Annotated in this window: 16 protein-coding genes and 1 pseudogene; 14 read left to right on the top strand and 3 right to left on the bottom strand. The window is 69.4% G+C overall.

What is annotated here, in order from left to right; translation table 11 throughout:
• The 6 genes and pseudogenes from ACYVK5_RS11280 to ACYVK5_RS11255 form a co-directional block, all read left to right on the top strand.
• Nucleotides 1-847, top strand: a pseudogene (locus ACYVK5_RS11280) (Eco57I restriction-modification methylase domain-containing protein); the annotation flags it as partial.
• A complete protein-coding gene (locus ACYVK5_RS11275; RefSeq protein ID WP_460704910.1) occupies nucleotides 831-1,703 on the top strand; it encodes a hypothetical protein in 873 nt (290 codons plus the stop codon). The pseudogene ACYVK5_RS11280 and the gene ACYVK5_RS11275, both read left to right, overlap by 17 nt.
• A gap of 26 nt (nucleotides 1,704-1,729) precedes the next feature.
• On the top strand, nucleotides 1,730-3,958 hold the full coding sequence (locus ACYVK5_RS11270) for an McrB family protein (RefSeq protein ID WP_460704908.1): 2,229 nt from the start codon (nucleotides 1,730-1,732) through the stop codon (nucleotides 3,956-3,958).
• A 27-nt stretch (nucleotides 3,959-3,985) separates the two neighbouring features.
• Nucleotides 3,986-5,179 (top strand): McrC family protein, encoded by a 1,194-nt coding sequence (locus ACYVK5_RS11265; RefSeq protein WP_460704906.1) that lies wholly within the window; start codon nucleotides 3,986-3,988, stop codon nucleotides 5,177-5,179.
• A gap of 143 nt (nucleotides 5,180-5,322) precedes the next feature.
• Complete coding sequence (locus ACYVK5_RS11260; protein WP_460704904.1) at nucleotides 5,323-6,516, top strand: ATP-binding protein; 1,194 nt, start codon at nucleotides 5,323-5,325, stop codon at nucleotides 6,514-6,516.
• Nucleotides 6,513-7,562, top strand: a complete 1,050-nt coding sequence (locus ACYVK5_RS11255; protein ID WP_460704902.1) for a ParA family protein — start codon at nucleotides 6,513-6,515, stop codon at nucleotides 7,560-7,562. Before ACYVK5_RS11260 ends, ACYVK5_RS11255 begins: the two co-directional genes overlap by 4 nt.
• A gap of 15 nt (nucleotides 7,563-7,577) precedes the next feature.
• Here ACYVK5_RS11255 and ACYVK5_RS11250 read toward each other — a convergent pair whose 3' ends face one another.
• Nucleotides 7,578-8,630, bottom strand: coding sequence for a ComEC/Rec2 family competence protein (locus ACYVK5_RS11250; protein ID WP_460704900.1), 1,053 nt, complete (start codon nucleotides 8,628-8,630; stop codon nucleotides 7,578-7,580).
• Between the two features lie 269 nt (nucleotides 8,631-8,899).
• Between ACYVK5_RS11250 and ACYVK5_RS11245 the strand changes: the two genes are divergently transcribed.
• The 4 genes from ACYVK5_RS11245 to ACYVK5_RS11230 are packed head-to-tail and all read left to right on the top strand — an operon-like array spanning nucleotide 8,900 to nucleotide 15,822.
• Entirely contained in the window at nucleotides 8,900-10,390 is a 1,491-nt protein-coding gene (locus tag ACYVK5_RS11245) for a DUF3375 domain-containing protein (RefSeq protein WP_460704898.1), read from the top strand.
• A complete protein-coding gene (locus tag ACYVK5_RS11240; RefSeq protein ID WP_460704896.1) occupies nucleotides 10,383-11,102 on the top strand; it encodes a DUF4194 domain-containing protein in 720 nt (239 codons plus the stop codon). Before ACYVK5_RS11245 ends, ACYVK5_RS11240 begins: the two co-directional genes overlap by 8 nt.
• Complete coding sequence (locus ACYVK5_RS11235) at nucleotides 11,099-14,536, top strand: ATP-binding protein (RefSeq protein ID WP_460704894.1); 3,438 nt, start codon at nucleotides 11,099-11,101, stop codon at nucleotides 14,534-14,536. Before ACYVK5_RS11240 ends, ACYVK5_RS11235 begins: the two co-directional genes overlap by 4 nt.
• Nucleotides 14,533-15,822: a Wadjet anti-phage system protein JetD domain-containing protein gene (locus tag ACYVK5_RS11230; protein WP_460704892.1), complete on the top strand. Its 1,290-nt coding sequence runs from the start codon at nucleotides 14,533-14,535 to the stop codon at nucleotides 15,820-15,822. Before ACYVK5_RS11235 ends, ACYVK5_RS11230 begins: the two co-directional genes overlap by 4 nt.
• A gap of 124 nt (nucleotides 15,823-15,946) precedes the next feature.
• Here the strand turns inward: ACYVK5_RS11230 and ACYVK5_RS11225 are convergent, their stop codons facing one another.
• Nucleotides 15,947-17,113, bottom strand: a complete 1,167-nt coding sequence (locus ACYVK5_RS11225; protein WP_460704890.1) for a HEAT repeat domain-containing protein — start codon at nucleotides 17,111-17,113, stop codon at nucleotides 15,947-15,949.
• A gap of 213 nt (nucleotides 17,114-17,326) precedes the next feature.
• Between ACYVK5_RS11225 and ACYVK5_RS11220 the strand changes: the two genes are divergently transcribed.
• The gene (locus tag ACYVK5_RS11220) at nucleotides 17,327-18,574 is read left to right on the top strand and encodes a 3'-5' exonuclease (RefSeq protein ID WP_460704888.1); all 1,248 of its coding nucleotides are present in this window, start codon (nucleotides 17,327-17,329) and stop codon (nucleotides 18,572-18,574) included.
• A gap of 244 nt (nucleotides 18,575-18,818) precedes the next feature.
• On the opposite strand, the gene ACYVK5_RS11215 is transcribed toward ACYVK5_RS11220, so the two are convergent.
• A complete protein-coding gene (locus ACYVK5_RS11215; RefSeq protein ID WP_460704886.1) occupies nucleotides 18,819-19,271 on the bottom strand; it encodes a DUF1801 domain-containing protein in 453 nt (150 codons plus the stop codon).
• 324 nt (nucleotides 19,272-19,595) lie between these two features.
• Here ACYVK5_RS11215 and ACYVK5_RS11210 point away from each other — a divergent pair, with 324 nt between their 5' ends.
• The 3 genes from ACYVK5_RS11210 (at nucleotide 19,596) to ACYVK5_RS11200 (ending at nucleotide 23,150) form a co-directional block, all read left to right on the top strand.
• Nucleotides 19,596-20,165, top strand: a complete 570-nt coding sequence (locus tag ACYVK5_RS11210; protein ID WP_460704884.1) for a hypothetical protein — start codon at nucleotides 19,596-19,598, stop codon at nucleotides 20,163-20,165.
• A gap of 367 nt (nucleotides 20,166-20,532) precedes the next feature.
• Nucleotides 20,533-21,576, top strand: a complete 1,044-nt coding sequence (locus ACYVK5_RS11205; RefSeq protein ID WP_460704882.1) for a hypothetical protein — start codon at nucleotides 20,533-20,535, stop codon at nucleotides 21,574-21,576.
• Entirely contained in the window at nucleotides 21,573-23,150 is a 1,578-nt protein-coding gene (locus ACYVK5_RS11200) for a phenylacetate--CoA ligase family protein (RefSeq protein ID WP_460704880.1), read from the top strand. Before ACYVK5_RS11205 ends, ACYVK5_RS11200 begins: the two co-directional genes overlap by 4 nt.
• The last annotated feature ends 120 nt before the right edge of the window (nucleotides 23,151-23,270 follow it).

The following is a 23,270-nucleotide window of genomic DNA, read 5'->3' as shown; positions in this document are numbered from 1 at the left end:
CTACGAGGCCAAGATGATGCACCAGTTCGACCATCGCTGGGCCACCTACGAGCCCGGCGGCACCGTTCGCGAAGTCACGCTCGCCGAGAAGCGAGACCCGTCGTTTTCCGTGCTGCCCCGGTACTGGGTGCAGCAACACCATGCCACCGACGCGATCAAGGGCCGCTGGGAGAAGACGTGGTTGCTGGGCTGGCGGGACATCGCCCGAGCGACGGACGAGCGCACGATGATCGCGTCGTTCTCGCCGATAAACCCAGTAGGCCACAAGGTGCTGATCATGTTGGGGGCGGCACCGGGAGCGGAACTCTTGCCGGTGGCTCTGAACACGTTCGTCGCCGACTATGTCCTGCGTCAGGCGATGGGGGGAACGAGCGCAAGCTACTTCATCGTGAAGCAGATGGCGATTCTCCCGAGGTGGGGCATGGATGCGGGGTCCTGGCTCGGTGACACTTCGGGATGGTTGTGCAAACGCCTCGTCGAGCTCGTCTTCACGGCGTATGACATGCGGGCCGTGGCAGGGTCGCTAGGGGACGCAGGCGAGCCGTTCGTATTCGATCCTGAGCGGCGGGCTTTGATCAGGACGGAACTCGACGCGGCCTTCTTCCACCTGTATGGGCTGGATCGGATGTCGGTCGACCATGTCATGGAGACATTCGGCGTTCGGCGGAAGTACGACGTCGACGCGTTCGGTGAGTACCGCACGAAGCGGCTCGTGCTCGAGATCTATGACGCTATGGCCGAGGCGATCGCGACCAGTACTACATTCAAGTCCACCATCGAACCGGCGCCCGGAGACGGTCGGCGCCATCCAGTCGAGAGGCGGTCACCACGTGACAGAGACCGATGAGCGGATGCTGCCGCTCTACGAGGCGAAGATGGTGGACCAGTACGACCACCGTGATGCCGACGTAGTGAAGAGCCCCACAGCGGGGAAGCGGCAGAACCAGCCGCAGTACCTGACGGAGTCCGAGCATTGGGATCCGTCGCGCATGCCGCAGCCGAGCGTATGGATCGCCGAGTCCGATCTTCCCGACGACGCGCCGAGTTGGCTGACTGGCTTCGCCGACGTCACTAGTACTACCAATGAGCGCACGGTGCTGGCTTCAGCGCTGCCGCGTTCTGCGGTGGCGAACACGTATCCGATCATCGATGCGTCGGACCGCGCCTGCCTTGTGGCCCTGCTAAATTCGTTCGTTCTCGACTACGTCGCACGGCAGAAGGTTCCAGCACTCCACCTCAACTTTCGGTACGTGATGCAGTTTCCAGTGCCGCCGCCGGAGGAGCTTGAGGAGCCGATGGTGGTCTGGGGCGGTGCCCTTCGCGACTGGACCCACTCGCGGGTCCTTGAGCTCCAGTGGAACGCGTACGACATGGTCTCCTTCGCGGCAGACCTTGGAGATACTGGCGAACCGTTCGTCTGGGACTCCGAGCGTCGTGCTCGGCTCCGTGTCGAGCTCGATGCTGCTTTCTTTCATCTGTACGGCATCGGTCGGCAGGATGTCGACTACATCCTGGAGACGTTCGGCGGCGTCCGGAAGAAGGACCTCAAGGCCCACGGCGAGTACCGCACCAGGCGGCTGATCCTGGAGGTCTTCGACGCGATGCAGCGAGCGATCGACACGGGCACGGAGTACGAGACGATCCTCGACCCACCGCCCGGACAGGGAGCACGCCACGGGCGAACTGCTGGGGCTGATTCCTGATGGCACCGTCTATCAGTGACCTCGACATGCGCGAACGGATCAGGCTTACGTCGAGGGCCGCGTACGTCGTCCTCGACCACCTGTTCGCCGATCGTCGTTCCGTGATCGACTCGTCCCGGACCATCTGGGTCGCCGATGTCGCCGAACGTCTGCGGTCGGCCATTGAGGACAGCCTGGAGCAGGGGACGGACCCCTTCTACGTGAAGCTTCAGCGGCAGCTCGCGAATCAAGATCGCGACGTGAAACTACTTGCGGCGGAGCTCACCTACCTGCGGGAGGTGCCGTTGGTCCCCGGGAACATGCGGCCCGAGACCAAGCAGGAGCACGTCGAGAAGATCCTGTCGTGGACGCCCGGTACGCCGACCATTCCGCTGGCGATGCTTGAGGGGTTGCGGAGCCCGGGCGCGTTCCATGGCGGTCAGGGGTACTCCCAGAGCGCCTGGCGACATGTGGTGTGGCTCGCCAAGGTCGTCGTTTGCTGGGACCAGCTGCCCGATGACGTCCGGGCGTATGCCACGAAAGACCCTTGGGCGTTCCGTGACGTCGTCGACCAGGTTTCGGGCAGCGTGCCGACAATCCGGAACGCGCTGCTGTTCCTGGCGTTCCCGGAGCACTTCGAGCGCACGGTCAACGACGCCCAGAAGAGGGCGATCCGGGAGAGGTTCGCAGATCGGCTCCCGTCAGGATCGCAAACCGGTTCGGTCGATCTGGACCGTGACCTGTGGGAGATTCGTAAGGCGATCGAAGCTGAGCAGGATGGAAAGTACGTCAACTTCTACGACGAGCCCTTCGTCTCGGCATGGTGGCAGAGCAAGCACGTAGACGATCGCGCCTGGGCGGTCCGGCCGAAACCGGCCGGCAAGGAGCTCGTCGACCGGTGGCTGGGAGAGGGGTTCGTCTCGCTTGCGGCCACGTACCTTGGCGACGTCGAGCCGGGTAGCGACAAGACGACGGTCCGAACGGCGATCGAGGAGAGGTACACGCATGTCGACTATGCCCAGCGGGTCGCGCTGACGGAGGACTACTTCGACTTCCTCTCGCGAATGAAGGACCAGGACCTGGTCGTCGCGCGGCATGACGATGTCGTGCACGTCGGCCGAGTCAGTGGCCTGGCATCGTACGCAAGCGAGGAGCCTCGGCTGCGACTGCCAGTCATCTGGGAGTCCGACCCGATCGACGATGGGGCACTTTCGGAGCAGGTTCGGTCATTGCTCAACGTCCCTGACCGGTCTGTCGTTGACCTCACAGCGGTTCGTGACGACTTTGAGGCGCTGCTACCGACCAGTAAGGGGGAGTCGACCGTCGACCTGGTGGACGATGCGTCAGATGTGGCCTCGTCGGTGTCCGGCACAATAACCCTGCGACGGGCCGACGAAGCCTTGGCGCGGGCGACCTACACCGACGTGGCATGGCTGGACGAGTACATCGGCCTGCTGGAGTCGCGCCGTCAGGTGATCGTCCATGGGCCGCCGGGTACGGGGAAGACATATCTCGCCCGCAAGATTGCCCGGCACATCGCCGGGGACGAGCAGGTACCGCTCGTCCAGTTCCATCCGTCGTATGCGTATGAGGACTTTTTCGAGGGGTTCCGGCCGCGGGCACAGGGCGACGGCTCGCTCACGTTCGACAAGGTTCCCGGGGTGCTGCGGTCGATCGCAGCTGCGGCGAGGAAGGACCCGTCGTCGCCATATGTACTGATTATCGACGAGATCAACCGAGGCAACCTGGCCAAGGTCTTCGGCGAGTTGTACTTTCTCCTCGAGTACCGCGACGAGGCGGTAAGCCTGCAGTACTCGCCCGGTGAGCGATTCACGCTCCCGAAGAACCTGTATCTCATCGGCACGATGAACACTGCCGACCGGTCGATCGCGATGGTCGACATGGCGATCCGACGCCGGTTCGCGTTCATCGAGATGCACCCGGACGTCCAGCCCGTGGCTGGGCTGCTCAGTCGGTGGCTGGCCGCGAACGAACAGCATGACGCGCGGGCTGAGCTGCTTGTAGCGGTGAATCGGGAGATCGGTGCCGAGGATCGGGAGTTCAAGATCGGCCCGTCGTACCTGATGCGGGACGAGGCCAGTACAAATGAGGGCCTGGAGCGGATCTGGCGGCATGAGATCCTGCCGCTGCTCGAAGAGCACTACTACGGTCGGCTGACCCGCGAGCAGGTGGTAGCGACCTTCGGGCTGGACGTGCTGAGGCGTCGGCTCGTATCTGGAGCGTCTGACGACGGGGGCGGGGCGGCAAGTGAGTGAGGGCGAAGACTCGGCCTTGGACGCCTGATGCGTGTCGAGCTCGCGGAGAATGACGCGGAGGGCAGGGTCGTGGCGCTCTCCGACGAAGATGCTTCAATGCTTGCCAACGCCCGCCTCGTGAACGTGCGGCGTGATAGTCAGGGGGCCTGGCGGCTGGTTCCGCGACGCAACCGCGTCGGCGCGGTTCGGGTCGCGGACCTCGATCTGGTCGTGCGACCGAAGGCGCCCTTCGCTTCAGTGATCTTCATGCTGGGGTATGCGCGCGACCCGGGGTTCAAGGCACGCGAGCTCGACGGACTTGATGATGACGACCTGTGGGCGGCCGTGGGTGAGACCTTGGCGCGGCTGGCGGAGCGGGCGCTGCTGCGAGGTGTACTACAGCGATACGCGGCGCGTGAAGAATCGCTGGCAGTGTTGCGAGGCCGGATGCGAGTCGCAGACCAGGTTGCTACTAGGCCAGGTGTGTTGTTGCCGCTCGAGGTGACCTATGACGAGTTCACGGTCGACATCCCCGAGAACCAGATCTTGCGAGCAGGTTTGCGGCGCATGATGTTCGTGCCACGTCTCCCGGATGACACAAAGCGCCGACTCGGGCACCTGGCCGGCCGGCTCGATGGCGTCTCAGCACTGAGGCCAGGGGCGCAACTGCCGATCTGGGCGTCGTCGCGGGTCAACCTTCGCTACCAGCCGGTAGTGCGACTGGCCGAACTCGTACTCCGTTCGATCGGCCTGTCCACCAACGCTGGACAGGCGCCGGTCGCGTCGTTCGTGGTTGATATGGCGACCGTGTTCGAGGACTTTATTGGGGTCGCGCTCCGCGAAGCGTTGGTTGTGGCCTCCCCTCGCGGGCGGACGATTGAGCAATACCAGGCGTGGATGGACGAAGAGGCGCGAGTGCGAATCCGCCCCGATCTGGTGCACTTGGTCGGTGGACGAGTGCGCCTTGTCGTCGATGCCAAATACAAGCTCGGGAGTGGCCGGGGTAGGTACCCCACGCCGGATGTGTATCAAATGCATGCGTACTGCACGGCGCTTGGGCTGCGGAAGGGATATCTGCTGTATGTCGGGTCAAGGTCTGAAGAAGCGGTTCCAGCGGAGCATCGCATACTGAACACGGATATCGCAGTCGTGCGATGGCCGCTTGACGTGCGCGTGCCACCCAGCCAGCTCTTGGCGCGTATCGAGCAACTGGCGAAGACCGCAATACGAATAGACGAATAGACTTAGCGTGTTGGGCTATCGCGCCCAACCTTGCGGCGGTGGCGCGTGGAATCGCACCTTGGTTGCGCCTGATCTGGCTGCGGCGTCGTGCATCGAGGGCCCGCCTGGGGGCCAGAGGCACTCGGTAGGCGACAATGGCAGCCGTGAGCGCCGACCTCGCCGATGCCCTCGGTACCCACGAGACGGCCTCGCTCGAGTTCAAGGACTACTCGAACGTCCGCAACCGCCTGAACGACGTCGCCAAGAATGTCTGCGCCATGGCCAACGATCTGGCCGGTACCGGTGGTGGCGACATCCTGATCGGTGTCAAGGACGACGGGACGCCGGCCGACTCGGTCGACACGAGTGATCAGACGCGGCTCGCGCTCACCGACCTGCGGGACAACGGCAGGATCCTGGACCGCCCCTCACTGACGGTGGAGGTGGCTACCTATCGGGGGCGGGATGTCATTCGGATCAGGGTCCGGGCGTCCGCGACGCCACCCGTCAGGTTCGACGGCCGGTGCTGGGTCAGGCCCGGCCCGAGCATTAGCGAGGCAACGCGCGACGACGAGCGCGTGCTGTCCGAGCGCCGCCGTGTTGCCGACGGCCCGTTCGATACTCGTGTCGCACTGGGCACCACGCTCGACGAGCTCGACCTCGAGATGTTCCGGTCCACTTATCTCCCCGCGATGGTCGACCCGGAGGTCATCGCCAAGAACGGCCGATCTGTCGGACTCCCGCTCGCGTCGCTTCACCTTGCCCAGAGGTCAGGCGATCCGGTCCCGACGATGCTCGGACTGCTGGCGATCGGCTTCGACCCCAGCAACAGGATTCCCGGCGCCTACGTGCAGTTCGTGCGCTACCAAGGAACGGACCTCACCGCCCCCATCGCTGACGAACGTGAGCTCCGGGGGAACATGGTTGACGTGGCGAATGGCCTGTCACCGCTCGTCAGGGGGCACGTGCGCAGCCGTCTGGTGAGCGGCGGCGGGTTCCGGGAGGAGCAGGCTCCCGACTATCCGATCGAGGCGTTGCGCGAGACCTTCATGAACTCGCTCATGCACCGGAACTACGAGACGTCGAACGCCCCTGTCCGGATCCTCTGGTTCGACGACCGCGTCGAGGTGAGCAATCCCGGTGGACCGTTCGGTCAGGTCAGGAGTGACAACTTCGACAGGGTGACGGACTATCGGAACCCGTCGCTGGCCGCGGCGATGAAGGCGCTCGGCTACGTCAACCGCTTCGGTCGCGGAATTGGTCGCATACGGGAGTCGCTCCGTCGTAACGGCAATCCTGAACCGGAGTTCGTCGTCGACGACGCGTCGTGGACAGTCACCGTTCGGACGGCAGCATGACCACCACGATCGCGTTCTTCAACAGCAGGGCCGGTGTCGGCACGACCACGCTGGCCTACCACCTGGCGCACATGTTCAGCCGGCTCGGTGTGACCGTTCTCGCGGCTGACCTCGATCCACAGTCGACTCTTACGTCGATGTTTCTCGACGAGTCCGAGCAGGAAGAGTTGTGGTCCGCGCCCTCTCCACCGACGGAGCAGGAAGCCGCGTGCTCGGAACATCCAGTGCATTCGCCTCGAGTCCATGGTGTGCCCACCATCGCGGACGGGGTCCGGTCGGTCCTCGAAGGGGTGGGCGACTCCAAAGAGCCGGGCGACGTCGGCCCGGTCCGTCCCGCGCAGATCGACTCAGGCCTCTGGCTGTTGCCCGGAAGCATCGACCTGAGCCGCTTCGAGGATCAGCTGGCACGTGCGTGGCCCGAGTCGCTCGCCGGCGAATATGCCGCGTTCGAGACGACGACGGCGGTTCCTCGGATCGTGGCGCGCGCCAGCGAACATGTACGTGCGGAGGTCGTCATCATCGACGTCGGCCCCAGCCTGGACGCGGTCAGCCGGGCCACGCTCCTTGCCGCCGACCACGTTCTCGTGCCACTGACGGCCGACATCGTCTCGCTCAGAGGCCTGTCCAATCTCGGGCCCGCGCTGCGTCGCTGGCGTCGGGAGTGGCAGGACCGGATATCGCTGCCGCTCCCTGGCGACTTCGTGGTCCCACCAGGAGCCATGGATCCGCTGGGTTACGTCGTCATGCAGTCCGAGATGCGGCTGGATCGACCGGTCAATGCGCGATGGCTCGCCCGAATCCCGGAGGAGTTCAGCACGGCGGTCCTCGGCGCTGGCGTGCCGGGTGACCGACCAGACGAGATCGCGACCCTGCGCAACTACCGGAGCCTGATGCCACTCGCGCACGATGCGAGAAAGCCGATGTTCGACCTCCGTGCCGCTGACGGCGCGATGGGTAGTACCCAGGCCTACGTCACGACGTGCTTCCAGGAGTTCCGGTCCCTGGCCGAGCGAGTCCTCTCGCTGGTGGGCGTGTCCAGGTCATGAGGCCCGCGTGAGACGTCAAGCCTCCTCCTCGATCAACGGCCCGATCACCTCCACAGCACGCCACCCCGCCCGCGGCGGCGCCCCGTGACTCGACCAGATCGGCTTCCCCTCGGTCGCCACGAACGTCGCTCCACGGCGTCCGAGCGCGTTGGTCACCTTGGGTGAGGGGTGCTTCGGGTCGGCGTCGGCCGAGCTCACGACCGCCGTCGTCGACGTGTGGGGCTGTCCTTGGCGGCCGATGATCCGGTCGAGTGTGCTGGGTGAGAGGTTGCGGCGGTTTCCGTGGTGGGGCACCTGGAACAGGCTGACGGGTGCGGCGCGGAACGGTCCGAGCAGGGACTCGTAGTAGCCGGCGGCGGCGCCCAGGCCGCGGAGGCCGGCGTCGCCCGTGAAGAGGAGCCGGCGGCCGTCGCTCTGGATGAGGGTGATGACCGAGGTCTCGTTCCGTGCGCTCGTTTCCACGTCCTCGGCGAGCGTCTCTTCGGGATAGCCCCAGGCGGCGACGCTGCGGAGGAGGTCGCGCAGGCCTCCGGTCGCGGCCGTCATCGCTCTGGCGACGATGCCTGACCGTCCTTCGTCGAGGTGCTCCTTGAGCAGGGACTCGTAGAAGTCGGGCGTCGGGCCGAGGATGGTGAGCTGCCCGTTGAACCGGGATTCGCCCATGAACGGCTCGACGACCGTGGTGCCGCGACGCTTCGCGGCGTCGATGAGGTGGTCGACGGCCGCGATGTTGCTGAAGTGCTTCTGGACGTCGCGAGGCGAGGCGTGGAGCTTGGGGCAGTGGATCAGGAGCTCGGCGACGTCGAGCTCCTCGACGACGGTCTGGATGCCGTCGATGTGATCGGCGTCGGGGTGGGTGCTGACGGCCAGGTCGACACGGCTGGTGCCGTAGTGCTGCCGCACGTGCTCGACGACCTTGCTGCCGACCGTTGTGAAGCCGGCGTCGATGACGACGACGCGCTCGGTGTTCGTCGCGTCCTCGGTGAAGCGGATCGTGATGGCGTCGCCGTTCCGGGTGCTCGGCTCGCCCTCGGTGGCCTCGACGGGCAGGAAATCGACCTCGTACACGTGCTGCCTCTTTGTGTTCGCGGTTGCCGCCCCTGCGATGCCAGCGTCGCACCGGGCGCCATCGCGCGCACGCCCGAATCGGGTGAAGCCAGAGTTTTGCGCTATCCAGAACTGGCTTTCCTGGGGCTGGGCGGAGTAATGGCCTTTCCGTGGCGCACGGTCCCTGCGCACCTGCCCCCCGCCTCGTAGACTCTCCGGGTGATCCCACCTGCCCTCGACCTCCACCGCCGTGCCCTGAACCGCGCCACCGAGACCGAGGAGCCCCGCGCGTGATCACCCGCGCCCAGGGCGCGTACGAGGGCGCCCTCCGCGCCTTCCAGGAACCCATGCTGGACCTCCTGCACCGCAAGTACGCCCCCCTCGTCGTGTCCCTGCTCTCCCTCGTCTTCACCCCGGAGCGGCCCACGGTCCCGGTCGCCGACGCGCACACCGAGATCGGCGACGCCCTCGACCAGTTGCGCGCCCAGGGCTACGAGTTCCGCGACGACGGCGCCCGCGCGATCCCGGAGGGCAGCGCCCGTGACCTGTGCCGCCAGTGGGCCGACGTCGGCTGGCTGATCCGCCGGATCGCGGACGACGACGTCGAGGTCTACCAGCTCTCGGCGCACGCCGTCGGCGCCCTGGAGGTGGCCGGCCGGGCGGGCGGCACGCGCGCGCGGGTCTCGGAGTCGCGGGTGCGCACCCTGCTGGACGCCGTCGAACACCTCGCCCAGGACGCCGACCCGGACGTGCTCGCCCGCATGGCGCGCCTGGACACCCAGATCCGCCGCCTGCAGGCGGAACTGGACCAGATCCAGCGCACCGGGGCGATCGACGACGTCGCCGACGAGGTCCTGCTGGAGGAGGCGGAGAACGTCCTGCACCTGGTGCGCGAGCTGCCGGCGGACTTCGCACGGGTGGCGGAGTCGATCAAGTCGATGCAGCGCAGCGTCATCACGGGCCTGCGGCAGGACGAGCGCCCGTCGCAGGAGGTGCTGCGCGAGTACCTGGAGCGCGCCGAGCACGTGAGCGAGGCGACGCCGGAGGGGCGCGCCTTCGCGGGTGCGCTGCGGCTGCTGGGCGATCCGGAGCGGATGGACGAGCTGTCCGAGCATCTCGACGTCGTGCTGCGGCACCGGTTCACCGAGCGCCTGCCCGCCACGCAGCGGGAGGAGCTGCGCGACATCGGGCGCCGGATCGCCCGCGGCGTCGACGAGGTCAACCGGACGCAGCGGCAGGCGTCCTCCGTGATCACCACGCAGGTGCGCAACCATGACCCGCTGCGCGACCGGCAGGTCGACGAGCTGCTGCGCGAGGTCATGACCGGCCTCCAGACGTGGGTCCCGGCCACCCGCCCGGGCCAGGACGTGGCGCCGCTGCGGCGGCTTCCGGTCCCCGAGATCGGGAACCTGCGCCGGACGACGAACGACCTGCGCCCGCCGCAGCCGCCCGCCCCGCTCGCCGAGTGGGACGACGGCGCCGGGCCGGCCCCGGACGACGGCTCCCGCGAGTGGGGCGGCCCGCACTACGGTCCGCTGGCGGAGCGCCTGCGCTCCCTGGCGGCCGACGACGGCGCGGACCTGGCCGCCGCGTTCGCGTCCGCACCCGAGGAGTACCGGCGCCCGGTCGACCTGCTGGGTCTGCTGGAGATCGCCGACCAGCACGACATGACCGAGACCGACGAGGTCGCGTACGTCGAGGCGATCCGCCCGGACGGCTCCCGCCGCCGGTTCGCCTTCGGCGGCGTGACGGTACGCATGAAGGAAGACACGGATGACTGAGGCCGACGAGGCGTCGAGGTACGACGACGAAACGCCCGCGGGCGCGGACGCGGACGCCGGCATCGTGCCCGACTCCGGATTCATCGACACCGTCCCCATGGAGGAGGACCCCCACGAGCTCTTCCCCGGCGACTCCGGCGGCATCCCTGACCCCGAGGTTCGCCGCGTCCTGGTCCGTCTCCTGCAGCGCCGGTTCCTGGTCGCCGAGCGGAACCCGGCCCAGTGGCGCATCCTCCTGGAGAACCAGCAGACCCTCGAGTCACGCCTGCACGACCTGTTCGTGCAGCTGGTCGTCGACCACGACCGCGGCATCGCCTACAAGAAGCAGGTCCGCTCCGCCGAGCTGGACGTGCCGATCCTCCTCAAGGACGACGCCTACAACCGGGCCGAGACCCTGGTGCTGGTCCACCTGCGCACCATCTTCCAGCGGGAGCGCGGCGCGGGGGAGACGTCGGCCCGCGTGGACGTCGAGGAGATCGAGCAGACGGTGCTGACGTACTACGACGTCGACGACGCCGGCCTGGCCACGCGGCAGAACGAGATCCGCGGCGCGGTACGCCGCCTCGCCAAGGAGGGCGTCGTCCAGCTGGAGTCCGAGGGGCGCTACCGCGTGACGCCTCTGGTCGAGATCGTGCTCAGCAACGAACGCCTCGTCGAGCTGCGCGCCTGGCTCGCCGAGCAGAACGGCACGCCCGAGGAGGCCGCCCGATGACCATGATCGACACCCTCTTCGGCCTGATCCCGCAGGCCTCGACGGGCCAGCAGTGGGTCGCCCGCGACCTCCAGCTGGTGAACTGGGGCGGCTACGACGGCCACCACCGCATCCGGCTCGCCCCCACCGCGACGCTGCTGTCCGGCGGCTCGGGGTCGGGCAAGTCGACTCTGATGGACGCCTACATCGCCCTGCTCATGCCGCACACGACGCCGTTCAACGGGGCGTCGAACGGCGGCGTCGTCGGGCGCCCGCGCGGGAAGGACCAGCGCAACGTCCTGTCCTACGCCCGCGGCAAGCTCGACGAGTCCCGCACCGACGACGGCACCCGCCAGCGCGTGCTCCGCGGCGACACGCGCGACACCTGGTCGGCGATCGCGATGACCTGGGCCGACCAGTCCGGCACCGAGTTCACGGCCCTGCGCGCCTGGTACGTCCCGGCCGCGGCCCGCACGCTCGACGACGTCACGGCCCTGCGCGCGACGTACGACGGCGCGTTCGGGCTGCGGGACCTCATCCCGGCGGCGGAGCAGCGGCTCGCCGCCGGAGCGGTCAGGGCGGCCGGCCTGACCCCGTTCGACACCGACCGCGACTTCACCGCCCGCCTGCACTCCACCCTCGGGATCGGTGCGACGGGCAACGGCGCCAAGGCCGTCGGGCTGCTGGGCCGTATCCAGGCCGGGCAGCAGATCACCACGGTCGACGCCCTGTACAAGGCGATGGTCCTGGAGGAGCCGGAGACCCTCGCCAAGGCGGACGACGTCGTCGAACACTTCGACAAGCTCACCGGCACCCGCGATCAGATGGTCACCGCCCGGCAGCAGGTCGCGGCCCTCGTGCCGATCCGTGAGGACCGTGCGTCGATCGAGGCGGCGCGGGAACGCCTCGCCGTCGTCGACCAGGTCGGGTCGTTCGACGACGGCGCGTCGCCCGCTGCGCTGTGGCGGCACGAGCGACGCCTCGGCCTGCTGCGCGACGTCGAACGCGACCTGCAGCGCGAGCGGCGCGACGCGAAGGGGATCGTCGAGGAGACGACGGCGCGGATCGCCGCGTCGCGGTCCGAGCTGGACGGCGTGCGCGAGACGCTGCGTGCGTCGGGCGGCGACCGGATCGAGCAGGCGAACCGCGAGCTCACAGGCGTCCGGTCGCGGCTCGGCGACGTGCGGCGGGCGCGGCGCCGGCTCGACGACGCCCTCGGCGTACTGGACGTCACCGTCTCCTCCGAGGCCGAGTTCGCGGCGGTCGCGTCCCGTTCCCGTGCGGCGCTGGAGGACGACGACGCGAAGCGGGCCGCCCGGGAGGCGTACGGCACCGCGATGTCCGCCCGGAAGGAGGCGCGCGAGAAGCTGGCCGGGCTCGAGAAGGATCGCGCGGCGGCAGCCGAGCGCACCGGCAACATCCCCGGCTATCTGCACCGCGCCCGGGCCGCGCTGGCACAGGCTGCGGGCATGACGGTCGACGAGCTGCCGTTCGTCGGTGAACTCCTGGAGGTCCGCACCGAGTTCGAACCCTGGCGTGGCGCCTTCAACCTGGCCCTCGGTGGATTCGCGACGGTCATGCTGATCGACGCGGGACGCCTCAACGCGTTCCGCAAGGCGATCGACAGCGTCCCGACGTCGTCCCGCGTCAACTTCCAGGGCGTCCCCACCGGGCAGCGGGACACGGTGGGCCTCGACTCCCGCACGCTCCCGGGGCGGCTGGACGTGCGCGAGGGCCCGTTCACCGGCTGGCTGAAGAGCGAGCTGCACCGGCGGTTCGCCTACGTCTGCGTCGACACCCCGGGGCAGCTCTCCCAGCATCCCAAGGCCCTGACCCGGCAGGGGCAGGTGTCCGAGGGGCATCGCGGCGCGCACGGCGGCGACCTGCGGGGCAACGTCCTCGGGTTCACCAACAGCCGGCGCCTGGCCCACCTCGACGAGCAGATCGCCCACGCCACCCGCGACGTCGAGGCCGCGGAGCAGCAGCTGGAGCAGGCCGACCTCGCCCTGAACCGGTACGACGACGCCCGGGGTGCCCACGCCGTCGTCGGCGAGCTGACCTGGGCGCAGGTCGACGTCGCCGCCCTCGAGGCCGAGGAGGCGGGCTGGACCCGGGTCATCGACGAGGTCACCGGAGCCAACCCCGACATCGCGCGTCTCCAGGAGAAGGCCGTCGAGCTCGACGGGCGGATCGACGATCTCAACCAGGCGCTCGGCAAGGCCAAGGGGCGCGTCGAGGCTCTGGGCGACCGCTGGTCCGGCGTCGTCGAGGAGGTAGACGCCGCGCAGCAGGCCCTCGACGACGCCGCCGGGACCGACCTGACGCAGAGCCAGCGCGACTACCTCGAAGGACTCTTCGAACCGGCCGGCGCCGGCCAGACGGCCGCTCCTGGCTCAGTGGCGTCCGTCGTCACTTCGCCGGCCGGAGCGTCGAGCCCGGGGACGTCCGTTTCGGGGTCGTCCGACTCCGCGTCCGTCGCGCTCGCCGCGTTCGACGGCGCACTCCGCCAGGCCGACGCCAGGCTGCGGACCGACCGCGAGGCCGCGCAGACCACCATCCGCACCGCCAGGACCGCGCTGGCCAGAGCCTTCGAGACGTTCAAGCAGCGCTGGCCCGACCCGAACCTCGGCACGGACCCGGACGCGTCCTACGCCGACTACGACCGCATCCTTACCGACCTGCAGACCCACGGCATCCACGAACTCGAGGCCGAGTGGCGCAACAGCCTCCTGCGGCTCTCCGGCAACGACCTCACCGACCTGCACAGCTCGCTGTCCGCCGCGGTCCGTGAGATCAAGGAGCGCATCGGCCCCGTCAACGACATCCTCGCCGGCCTCCCCTTCGCCGACGACCACCACCGCCTGCGCATCGACGCCCGCGACAACCAGTCCGCCGTCGTCGCCGCCTTCCGCAAGGAACTGCGCGCCCTGCGCGAACGACTGACCCAGGACGCCGACGAGGCCGAACGCGAACGGCGCTACCACCGCATGGCGAAGGTCGTCGACCGCATCCGCCGCACGGCACCCGACTTCGCCGACCTCGTCGACGTCCGCCGCCACGTGCGCCTCAGCGCCGAGAAGGTCGACCTCGAGGGCAACCACGTCGCCCTCTACGACCACATCGGCGAGAAGTCCGGCGGCGAGTCCCAGGAACTCGTCGCGTTCATCGTCGGCGCCGCCCTGCGCTACCAGCTCGGCGACGCCGGAGCCGAACGCCCCCGCTACGCACCCGTCTTCCTCGACGAGGCACTCATCAAGGCCGACGCCCGGTTCACCGGACGCGCCGTCGGCGCCTGGCGCGGCCTCGGCTTCCAGCTCGTCATCGGCGCCCCGAACGACAAGTACAGCGCCCTCGAACCGCACGTCGACATGAAGTACGTGGTCCTCAAGGACACCACCGGGCGCTCGCGGACCAAGCCCGTGGCGGGCCTGGACGACACGACCCCGGCATCGTGAACGCACGGCTCGTCTCCCCGCACGAGGCGGGACAGCAGATCGCGGCACGGCTGACCCGACGCTGGGCGGAGGCGATCTGCGCCGAGGCTGCGGAGGAGGCGGGCGGGCACGGGCCCGCAACGGATGGAGGCGGCGCCGTACCGGGCAGGCAGGCCTCGACGTTCGAGGCGTCGGTGCGGCTTCGGCCCGGTGTGGGGTCCGGTGCGGCGGTCGCGCGCCTCGGGTTCGGCGCGTGGCACGACTGGCGCACGGCCTGGGAGGACGTCGCGACGGGCCTTGGCGCGGCCGGCCCGGGCGCCGAGGTGGTGTCCACACGTGTCTCCGTCGAGGGCGTCGCCGAGGACGCTCCCGCCGAGCTGCGCGTCACCGGGGTGGACGCGGCGCTCGCGGTGATCCGCCGCCTCGGCGCGGCTGCACCGGAGGTCGACGTCGAACGCGCCCGGGAGATCGCCCGGGCGCTGCACCGCGCGCGGGCCCGTCTCACGCCGTCGAACCTGCGGGCGGTGGTCCGGCTGGCCGATCCGGACGTCGAGGTGCTGCTGACCGTCGCCGACTGGCTCGCCGGGCATCAGGATCTCAGCGCGTGGACCCTGCGACAGCTCCCGATCCCGCAGGCGCACTCGAAGTGGATCGAGACGCACGGCGGTCTGCTGCGTGACGTCGTCGGGCGGGACGTCGGGGCGGAGGTGCGCCCGCGGCTCGCCGTCGTCCACCTGACGTACGTCGATCCGGCCTACCGCAGCGGCGGCGGGCGGCGTCACGACGCCTGGACGACCGGCGACGTGCACGACCTGGCGTACGTGCCGAGGAGGGTGCTCGTCGTGGAGAACCGCGACTGCCGGCTGTGGTTCCCCGACGCGGACGGCACCGTCGTCGTCGAAGGCGGCGGGAAGGCGGCGGCGTCGCTGCTGGCCGGGATCCCGTGGATCCGGTCGGCGCACGACGTCGTCTACTGGGGCGACATCGACGCGGACGGGTTCGCCATCCTGGACCGGTTCCGCAGTGCGATGGCGCGGCCCGACGACGGCGGGCAGCCCGGCCCGCCCGTCCGCTCGATCCTGATGGATGCCGCCGCACTGGGCCGCTACGAGCACCTGGGCGTCGACCGGGATGCCTCCGGGCGCGTGATCAAGCCGTCGTCGGCACGGCTGCCGCACCTCACCGAGGCCGAGACGGCCGCGTACCACGCGGTCGCCACCGCGGGCGAGACCTCCGTCCGACGGATCGAGCAGGAACGAATCCCGGAGCACGCCGCATTGACGGCCCTGACGACGCCCCACCCGTGACGCGGCCGACGAGCCTGCGCTCGACCACGCCGTTTCGGGGTGGTGGTTGCGCTCCCGGCCCGCAAAGTGGTGTGGTCGTCGCCGATCTGGCCGACCTGGCCGCGGGGCGGCTCGTCGGTTGGGGCTACGAGGCGATGCGGGCGACGGCGTCGCGGTCGTCCGGCAGGCCGACAGGCCTGCGCGCGCCGCGGGCGTTGCCGTCGCGCGGGTCCCACAGCTTGTCGTTCGCGACGAGTGCCCGCAACACCTCCCGCTGGTGCTCGTCGAGGTCCGACGGCGGTTCGGACCGCGGCGCCTCGACGTGCGTCCCGGGGAACGTCGTGAGCAGGATCGGCGCCCACGTCATGCCTGACCACAGCCCGCCCTCCGCGACGCGGATGACTGCCAGGCATGCGGGAAGGACCTGAGCCAGGGTGACCTCGCGGTCCAGGAGGTTCTCCAGCAGCCCGAAGTGGATGCGCAGGTGGAACCGCGACGGCGGCGTGCCGAACCAGTCGTCGGCAGCCAGCGGATCCTGGAGCAGGTCGATGAGCACCGTCGTCGCCTCGGGGGAGCGGGGCAGCGACATGGCGGCGCAGGCGCGGATCGCGGGGTCGTCGTCGGACAGCCATGGTGTGGTGTCCGCCCCCAGGTCGCCCAGGCCCAGGACCAGCACGGCGCGCTCGTCGCGCGCGGTCGCGGCCTTCGCCGCCGTGACCAGCGGGTCCGCCATCGCGGCCTTGTCGTCCTGGAGGGCGGCGAGATGCACGTAGGCGTCGAGTGCGGCCAGGCGTACGTCGTCGTCGCTGTCGGTCAGGAACCGGCCGACGGACGGCAGCACGGCGGTGCAGTCGTCCGGCAGGGCCAGGGCTGCCCGTGCCCACAGGTACTCGGTGATCTCGGGCGACTCGGCGTCTTCCTGCAGGTCGCGGAAGTGGGCGTCGATCTCCTCGTCGGACGGGGCAGGGATGTCGGGGACCTCGACCTCCTCGTGCCAGGAGGCGCTGTCGGCGACGGCGTCGATCCACCGGAGCAGGCCGACGAGGCGAGAGGGATCGTCCGGTGCGGGGCGGCGGACGATGTCGTCGTCGAGCATCGCCGCCACTGCCCGCAGCGACGGACCCGTCGCCGGGTAGACCGTGCCCTGGTGCAGCACCGCTCCGTACAGGAAGTCGAGCGCGTACGCGAAGTCAGCGTTGTCATCCCGCACGAGTGCGTGCAGGTTCTCCGGGGTGTCTGTCGCGATCCCGTAGGCGTGGGACAGCCGCGCCCAGTTCACCTCGTTGATCAGGGACGACGTCGTTGTGCTCATGGGCGGGACCCTATCGGGGAGCTGCGTGGCACGAGGCCGGCGTTCCGGAGTTCGGCGTGTTCGGGCCACGGTCCTTGGTGCTCCGGTGGTCGGGCTCTGGTGACGGTCCTCGGTTCTCCTGCGCCCCCACCCGCGGTCCCCGGTTCCGGTCTGCCCATCACGCGTGCCAGGATTGTCGCCATTCAACGGGCTGAGCAGGGATGAGGGGCCGGAATGGGCGGGTACGCCGTCGTCGATGTCGAGACCACGGGACTGGTTCCGGAGTTGCATGACCGGGTGGTCGAGATCGCCGTCGTCCAGGTGGCGCCCGACGGCGTCGTCGAGGAGACCTGGTCCACGCTCGTCAACCCCGGGCGCGACCTCGGACGCCAGGACATCCACGGCATCAAGGCGGCCGACGTGCGGCACGCGCCGGCCTTCGCCGACGTCGCCGACCACGTGGCGCGACTGCTGCGGGGCAGGGCGTTCGTCGCGCACAACGCGCAGTTCGACCGGCGCTTCGTGTGGCACGAGTTCGCACGCCAAGGGATCGACGTCCCGGTGATCGAGCCGACCTCCCTGTGCACGATGCGCACGGGGTCGGTGCTCTCACCGGGCGCGCCGCGGTCGCTGGCCGGCAGCTGCGCCCACCACGGCGTCGAACTGCGGAACGCCCACGAGGCGATGTCCGACGCCGTGGCTGCCGCCGGGCTGCTGCGAGTATTCCTCGACCGCGGGTCGCGGCGGACCGTGCCGGGCTGGGACGACGTCGTCGAACTGGCGGAGACCACCCCGTGGCCCGACGTCCCGGCCGGGTCCGCGACGCCCGTCGCCCGTGGGGTGGCGACCACGCGGGACACCCACTTCCTCGCCCGGCTCGCGACAGGGCGGAACCGCCCGATCACCGCCCGCGTGAAGGACGAGTACCTGGAACTGGTGGACCGGGCGCTCCTCGACCGGCACATCTCGGCCCGCGAGCACGACCAGCTCGGCGCCTACTGCGCCGAGGCCGGGCTCGGGCAGGGGGACGTGGACGCGCTGCATCGGGAGTACCTCGGCGCGCTCGCGGGTGCGGCCTGGGCCGACGGCGTGCTCACGGCCGAGGAGGAGGCCGACCTCCGGTCCGTGGCCGCGATGCTGCACGTGCCCGACGACGAGGCGGGCCGGCTCCTCGCTGCCGGACAGGATCGGGCGACGCCGACCGCGGGCGACGAGACAGGCAGCGGTGCCGGAGCCCGGCGCTCGCATCTCGCGCCGGGCGACCTCGTCGTGTTCACCGGCGCGATGCGCGAACCGCGCGACGTGTGGGAAGGGCGTGCTCGCGCAGCCGGGCTCGTGCCGCATCCGGTGGTGACCAGGAAGGTGCGGCTCGTCGTGGCGGCGGACCCGGACACGCTGTCGACCAAGGCCCGCAGGGCCGAGGCGTACGGGATCACGGTCATCAGCGAGGCAGGCTTCGAGCGGATGATCGGCGGGCTGTAGGGCCTCTGGGATCTACTGTGCCCGGCCGTACGGCGGCAGATCGGTGTGCTCGCGAAAGTGCAGCTCGCCGTCGGTCTCCAGGACCGCGACCAGCAGGTCGGTCACCGCTCGGGTCTCGTGGTCCTCGCCGACGTCCCAGATCGCCGCCTGGCCCGCAGCTGGATGAGGCGCACCGGCCGATCGTGTCAGGTGGCGCGGCTCGTCGTCGAGAGGGCGCTCGCGGCGGGTCCCTCGGGATGGGCCCTCAGGCCTGTGAGCCGCCCTCTCGGGCGCGTTGAGTGTAGGTGCCGGCCATCAGGGCGGTGTAGGAGCGCCGCACGATCCGTTCGAGGACGTCGAGGTGGACGGTCTCCAGATCCTTGAGATAGAGGCAGCCGACGCCGGTGCTGTGCGGGCCGAGCTCGTCCAGGAGGTCGGCGTACGCGCCGACGCCGTCGGAGAGGTACACCACGGAGGCCGCCTTGCGAGGCGCGAACCCCGCTGCCGGCGCGTCCCCCTCGCGACCACTGTCGTAGCGGTAGTGGTAGCTGCCGTACCCGACGATCGAGGACCACAGAACGGGCTCCTCCTGGGTGGCGCGACCGAAGAGCGCGAGCAGCGTCTCGGCGTCACGACGCCGCTTCGCGGGCGTCACCTTGTCGATCCGGTCCCGCACCTCGGGCGAGACCGCCACCGGTTCGTTCGCCGCGTCAGTCACCCATGGAGCGTAGGCATCGCGCGCGGGGCGCGGCAACCGGCCGAGGGGCTTCGATCGCGGAACCACGAGACCGGCGTCAGGAAGCTCGCATGGGACCGGCCGCCCGGCCGCCCCACCAGGACCGACGGCGCCCGAACCGCCCGAGGGCCCGTCGTCGTCGAGCGTGACCGCCCACCCGAGGCCAGGGTCGAACTCTGGCATCCCGCCACGTACTGACCGACCGGACTTTCCTTTCCCGGTTCGCGACCTGGACCTACGCTCGTGCTCATGGCATCAGGCAGGAAGTACCTCGAGTTTCGCGTGAGCTATCGCAGCGTTCTCGTCGTGATCGCGGTCGCCGTGGTGGTTGCTCTCGTGGCCATGTGGCTGGTGGAAACCCGGCAGGCCGTGACGAGGGGCTCGGGGGCGAACTTCGGTGAGGGAGTGCATGTGAGGGGCTGTGGTCCCAGCGCCGGGGACAGCGTCGTGTACGCCAGAGGTGAGGACATCCTGGCTGTACAGATGGTGCGCAACCAGGGGCGATGGGCGGTCGAGGTCGTCAGCAAGGAGCCCGGGACGTTCCGCTTCGGGAGGCTGGCAGAGCGCCCGCAGGACGACGTGACGCTTCAGAATCCACGGGACGGCGCTCCGGACGGCGAGGAGACCTCCGATCGCGTGGTGATCCCGCCCGGTCGCGAGGTGGTGATGTGGATCGTGGATCCGTTCCCGGAGGAGCCGATGGGGCCCGGTTCCTACATAACTGTCTCGACCGCACCGGTGATGGTGTCGTCGCTGGGTGTGGCGCAGGAGGCCGAGATCGAGCTCTACCACCCGATCTGGATGAGCAGCAGCGCGTTCGACAAGGATCGCCTCGAAGCGGCGATCGACGAGGCCTGCGCCGAAATTTCCGGATAACAGACGTTGCCGACCAAGGGAGAGACGATGACTCGCCGAGGGTAGGGCGGGTAGGTGCGCGAGGCGTAGCTCTCGGGCTCAGTCCCACCAGAACATCCAGGCGTTCACCCCGATGAGGTCTTCGTCGTCTTCCTCCGGCTCGCGGTCCTCCTGGAGCTGGTCCCACAGGGTGCGCAGGGCCACCTCCGGAGCGTGCAAGGTACTGCGGACCACTGACAAAGGATCGTGCCCTGCACCGCCTTGAGGCGGGTCGGCAGGTATCTCGGACAGGGCCGGCCCATCACGGCGAGCATGACTTTGCTGGCCGCCACGTGCCTGTCTGCGCAACAATCCTGGTCGGACGTCCGGTGAGCGAAGGAGCACGTGGATGGCAGGCCATACGGCAGCGCGCACGGATCCGTGGCCGCGCATCGTCGAGGACGCGCGGAACTACCCGTCGCCCCACAACTCCCAGCCGATCAAGCTCCGGCCCGTCGACGCGCGGACCGCGGAGCTCTACTACGACCTCGACCTGGGGCTGCCGGCGGAGTCGTTCGGCATCCCGTTCGGCCACGTCTGTGCGGGCGTGTTCCTGGAGTCCCTCCGCACCGTCGCCGAGGGGGCCGGGTTCACGGTGACGGAGTCCCTCGACCACGGCGAGATGGACTTCACCGCGGCCGACCGCCTGCATCCCCTCGGCACCGTCACCCTCTCGCCCGCACCGATCACCGACCGGGCCCGCGCGCGGCTCCAGGACTTCCGTGCCCGCCGCACCTCGCGCCGCCCGTACGACCGTCGCCCGGTCCCCGCGAGCGTGATCGACTCCGCCACCATCGTCGCCGACGACGGCGGCCACGCCTTCCGCACCACCTCGGACCGCGACACGGTCCGCCGCCTGGTGCGGATCAACCAGCAGACCCTCTTCTCCGACCTGCGCAACGACGCGGTGTACGAGGAGATCATGACGTGGTTGCGGTTCAGCAGGGCTGACGCGGCGGCGCGCGCCGACGGCCTGAGCGCAGAGGCGATGCTCATGCCCGGCGGGATGCTCCGGTTCGCGATGTCGCATCGCGGTCTGTGGGACGCGCCCGTCGTCGGCGATGCGATCCGGGCCATGTACCTCAACACGATGCGGGGCGTGCGGCAGCTGGGCTGGCTCGAAGGTCCCTTCGGCGGGCCCGCCGACTACGTCGAGGCGGGCCGCACGTTCATGCGGCTCTGGCTCGAGCTCACCGCCCACGGCGTGCGGCTCCATCCCTTCGGGACCGTCATCACGAACCCGGGATCGCACCGGGCGTTCGCCGCGGCGGTCGACGCCGGCGAGGACGGCGACCGCATGGCCTGGATGCTCTTCCGGTTCGGGTACAGCAGGACACCGCCCGTCGCCCACCGCCGTCCGGCCGCGGCCATGCTGATCGGAGCAGATCGATGAAGCGCATCCTCGCCTTCGGGCTCGTCGACGTGGTCGACGCCGTCGTCCGCCCCCTCACCTACAGCGTCCACACCCACAAGTTCCTGCTCGGGCCCGGTATCGAGCCGCTGCGCTGGTGGCTGGGCAGGCTACGCGGCTGGCGCACCTTCGAGTTCGCCGCCCGGCACGTCCCGGCCTACCGCGAGTTCCTCGCCTCCCGCGGTCGTGACGGCACGCTGCGGTTCCGCGGTCCGCTGGCCGAAGCGTTCTCCGGCATCCCGGAGATGGACAAAGAGTCGTACATCAAGCGCTGGAGCATCCCGGAGCGCTGCGTGGGCGGGAAGGTGCCCCGCCGTGGCGTCGTCGTCGACGAATCCTCCGGCAGTTCCGGGACGCCGACCAGCTGGGTCCGCGGCAGGCAGGAACGCGCCGCCACCCGCCAGCTGCTCCAGGTCGGCTTCGCGCGGACCGCGTCGACGCTGCAGAAGCAGCCGTTCGTGCTCAACGCGTTCTCCCTGGGGGCGTGGGCGACCGGGATGAACGTCACGTCCTCGCTCACCGAGATCACGATGATCAAGTCCTGCGGGCCCGACAAGGACAAGATCATCAGCACGATGAGGGAGTTCGGGACCGGCTACACCTACATCATCACGAGCTACCCGCCGTTCCTGAAGGCATTGTTCGACGACGACCGCCTCGACTGGAGCGAGTACGACATCGTCGCGGCCTTCGGCGGAGAGGGCATCAGCGAGAACATGCGGTCCCACATCCTCAAGTACGCGCACAGCGCGTTCGGCTCGTACGGGGCCAGCGACCTGGAGATCAACCTGTCCATCGAGACCGACTTCACCGTCGCCCTGCGTCGCGCGATCGCCGCCGACCCGCGCCTCTCGGAGCGGCTCACGAAGTCCGGCGAGTACGGCGTGCTGCCGATGATCTTCCAGTTCAACCCGTTCGACTACCTCATCGAGACCAACGACGACGGCGAACTCCTGGTGACCATCGTCCGCGACCGGAACATCAACCCGCGGATCCGCTACAACATCCACGACCGGGGCCACGTGATGCGCATGCGCGAGGTGCTGCCGGTACTGCGCGAGCTCGGGCACACCGATGTCCTCGACGAGAAGTTCCTGGACCTGCCGCTGCTGTTCCACTACGGCCGGTCGGACCTGTCGGTGGACTACAACGGCGCTGTGGTCGGCCCCGACGCGCTGCGCGACGTCGTCCACGGCGACGCGGAGCTGCTCGACGCCGTCGAGAACCACCGCCTGATCAGCTTCGAGGACGACGACGGCGACCGCCAGCTGCACATCGCGCTCCAGCTGGCCGAGGCGGCGACGGAGTCCGGGACGCTCGACGAGGCGCACATGAGGCAATACATCACCGCCGAGCTACGGCGGCGCAACCGCGACTTCCACAACGGCGTTCTGACCGCACCGGACGGGACGCTTCCGACGATCGCGTTCTACGGCTACCGCACCGGCCCGTTCGCCCAGGACGGTGGCAAGCTGAAGAACGAGTACGTCTGGCAGCTCGACCAGGGCGAGATCACCCGTTGGGCCGTGGACCTGACACACACGGTGGAGCGCTAGGCGGATGTGCCGGCCGAGAAGCGCGGTGCGCCCACCGATTCCGTTCCGGGGCGGGATGATGTGCGTGTGGTCCGCCGCACCGAGCAGGGCACCATGCACCCACGGGAAGTAGACACATGA

This window comes from Myceligenerans halotolerans (assembly GCF_054782975.1).
The sequence above is the reverse complement of the archived record's forward strand: the minus strand, read 5'-3'. Positions and strand labels throughout refer to the sequence as shown.

Bases quoted from the DNA above. Each gene is read 5' to 3' on its own strand.
- ACYVK5_RS11265 (WP_460704906.1), top strand. From the start codon at position 3,986: ATGCGTGTCGAGCTCGCGGAGAATGACGCGGAGGGCAGGGTCGTGGCG.
- ACYVK5_RS11255 (WP_460704902.1), top strand. From the start codon at position 6,513: ATGACCACCACGATCGCGTTCTTCAACAGCAGGGCCGGTGTCGGCACG.
- ACYVK5_RS11240 (WP_460704896.1), top strand. From the start codon at position 10,383: ATGACTGAGGCCGACGAGGCGTCGAGGTACGACGACGAAACGCCCGCG.
- ACYVK5_RS11200 (WP_460704880.1), top strand. From the start codon at position 21,573: ATGAAGCGCATCCTCGCCTTCGGGCTCGTCGACGTGGTCGACGCCGTC.
- ACYVK5_RS11235 (WP_460704894.1), top strand. From the start codon at position 11,099: ATGACCATGATCGACACCCTCTTCGGCCTGATCCCGCAGGCCTCGACG.
- ACYVK5_RS11220 (WP_460704888.1), top strand. From the start codon at position 17,327: ATGGGCGGGTACGCCGTCGTCGATGTCGAGACCACGGGACTGGTTCCG.
- ACYVK5_RS11225 (WP_460704890.1), bottom strand. From the start codon at position 17,113: ATGAGCACAACGACGTCGTCCCTGATCAACGAGGTGAACTGGGCGCGG.
- ACYVK5_RS11205 (WP_460704882.1), top strand. From the start codon at position 20,533: ATGGCAGGCCATACGGCAGCGCGCACGGATCCGTGGCCGCGCATCGTC.
- ACYVK5_RS11270 (WP_460704908.1), top strand. From the start codon at position 1,730: ATGCGCGAACGGATCAGGCTTACGTCGAGGGCCGCGTACGTCGTCCTC.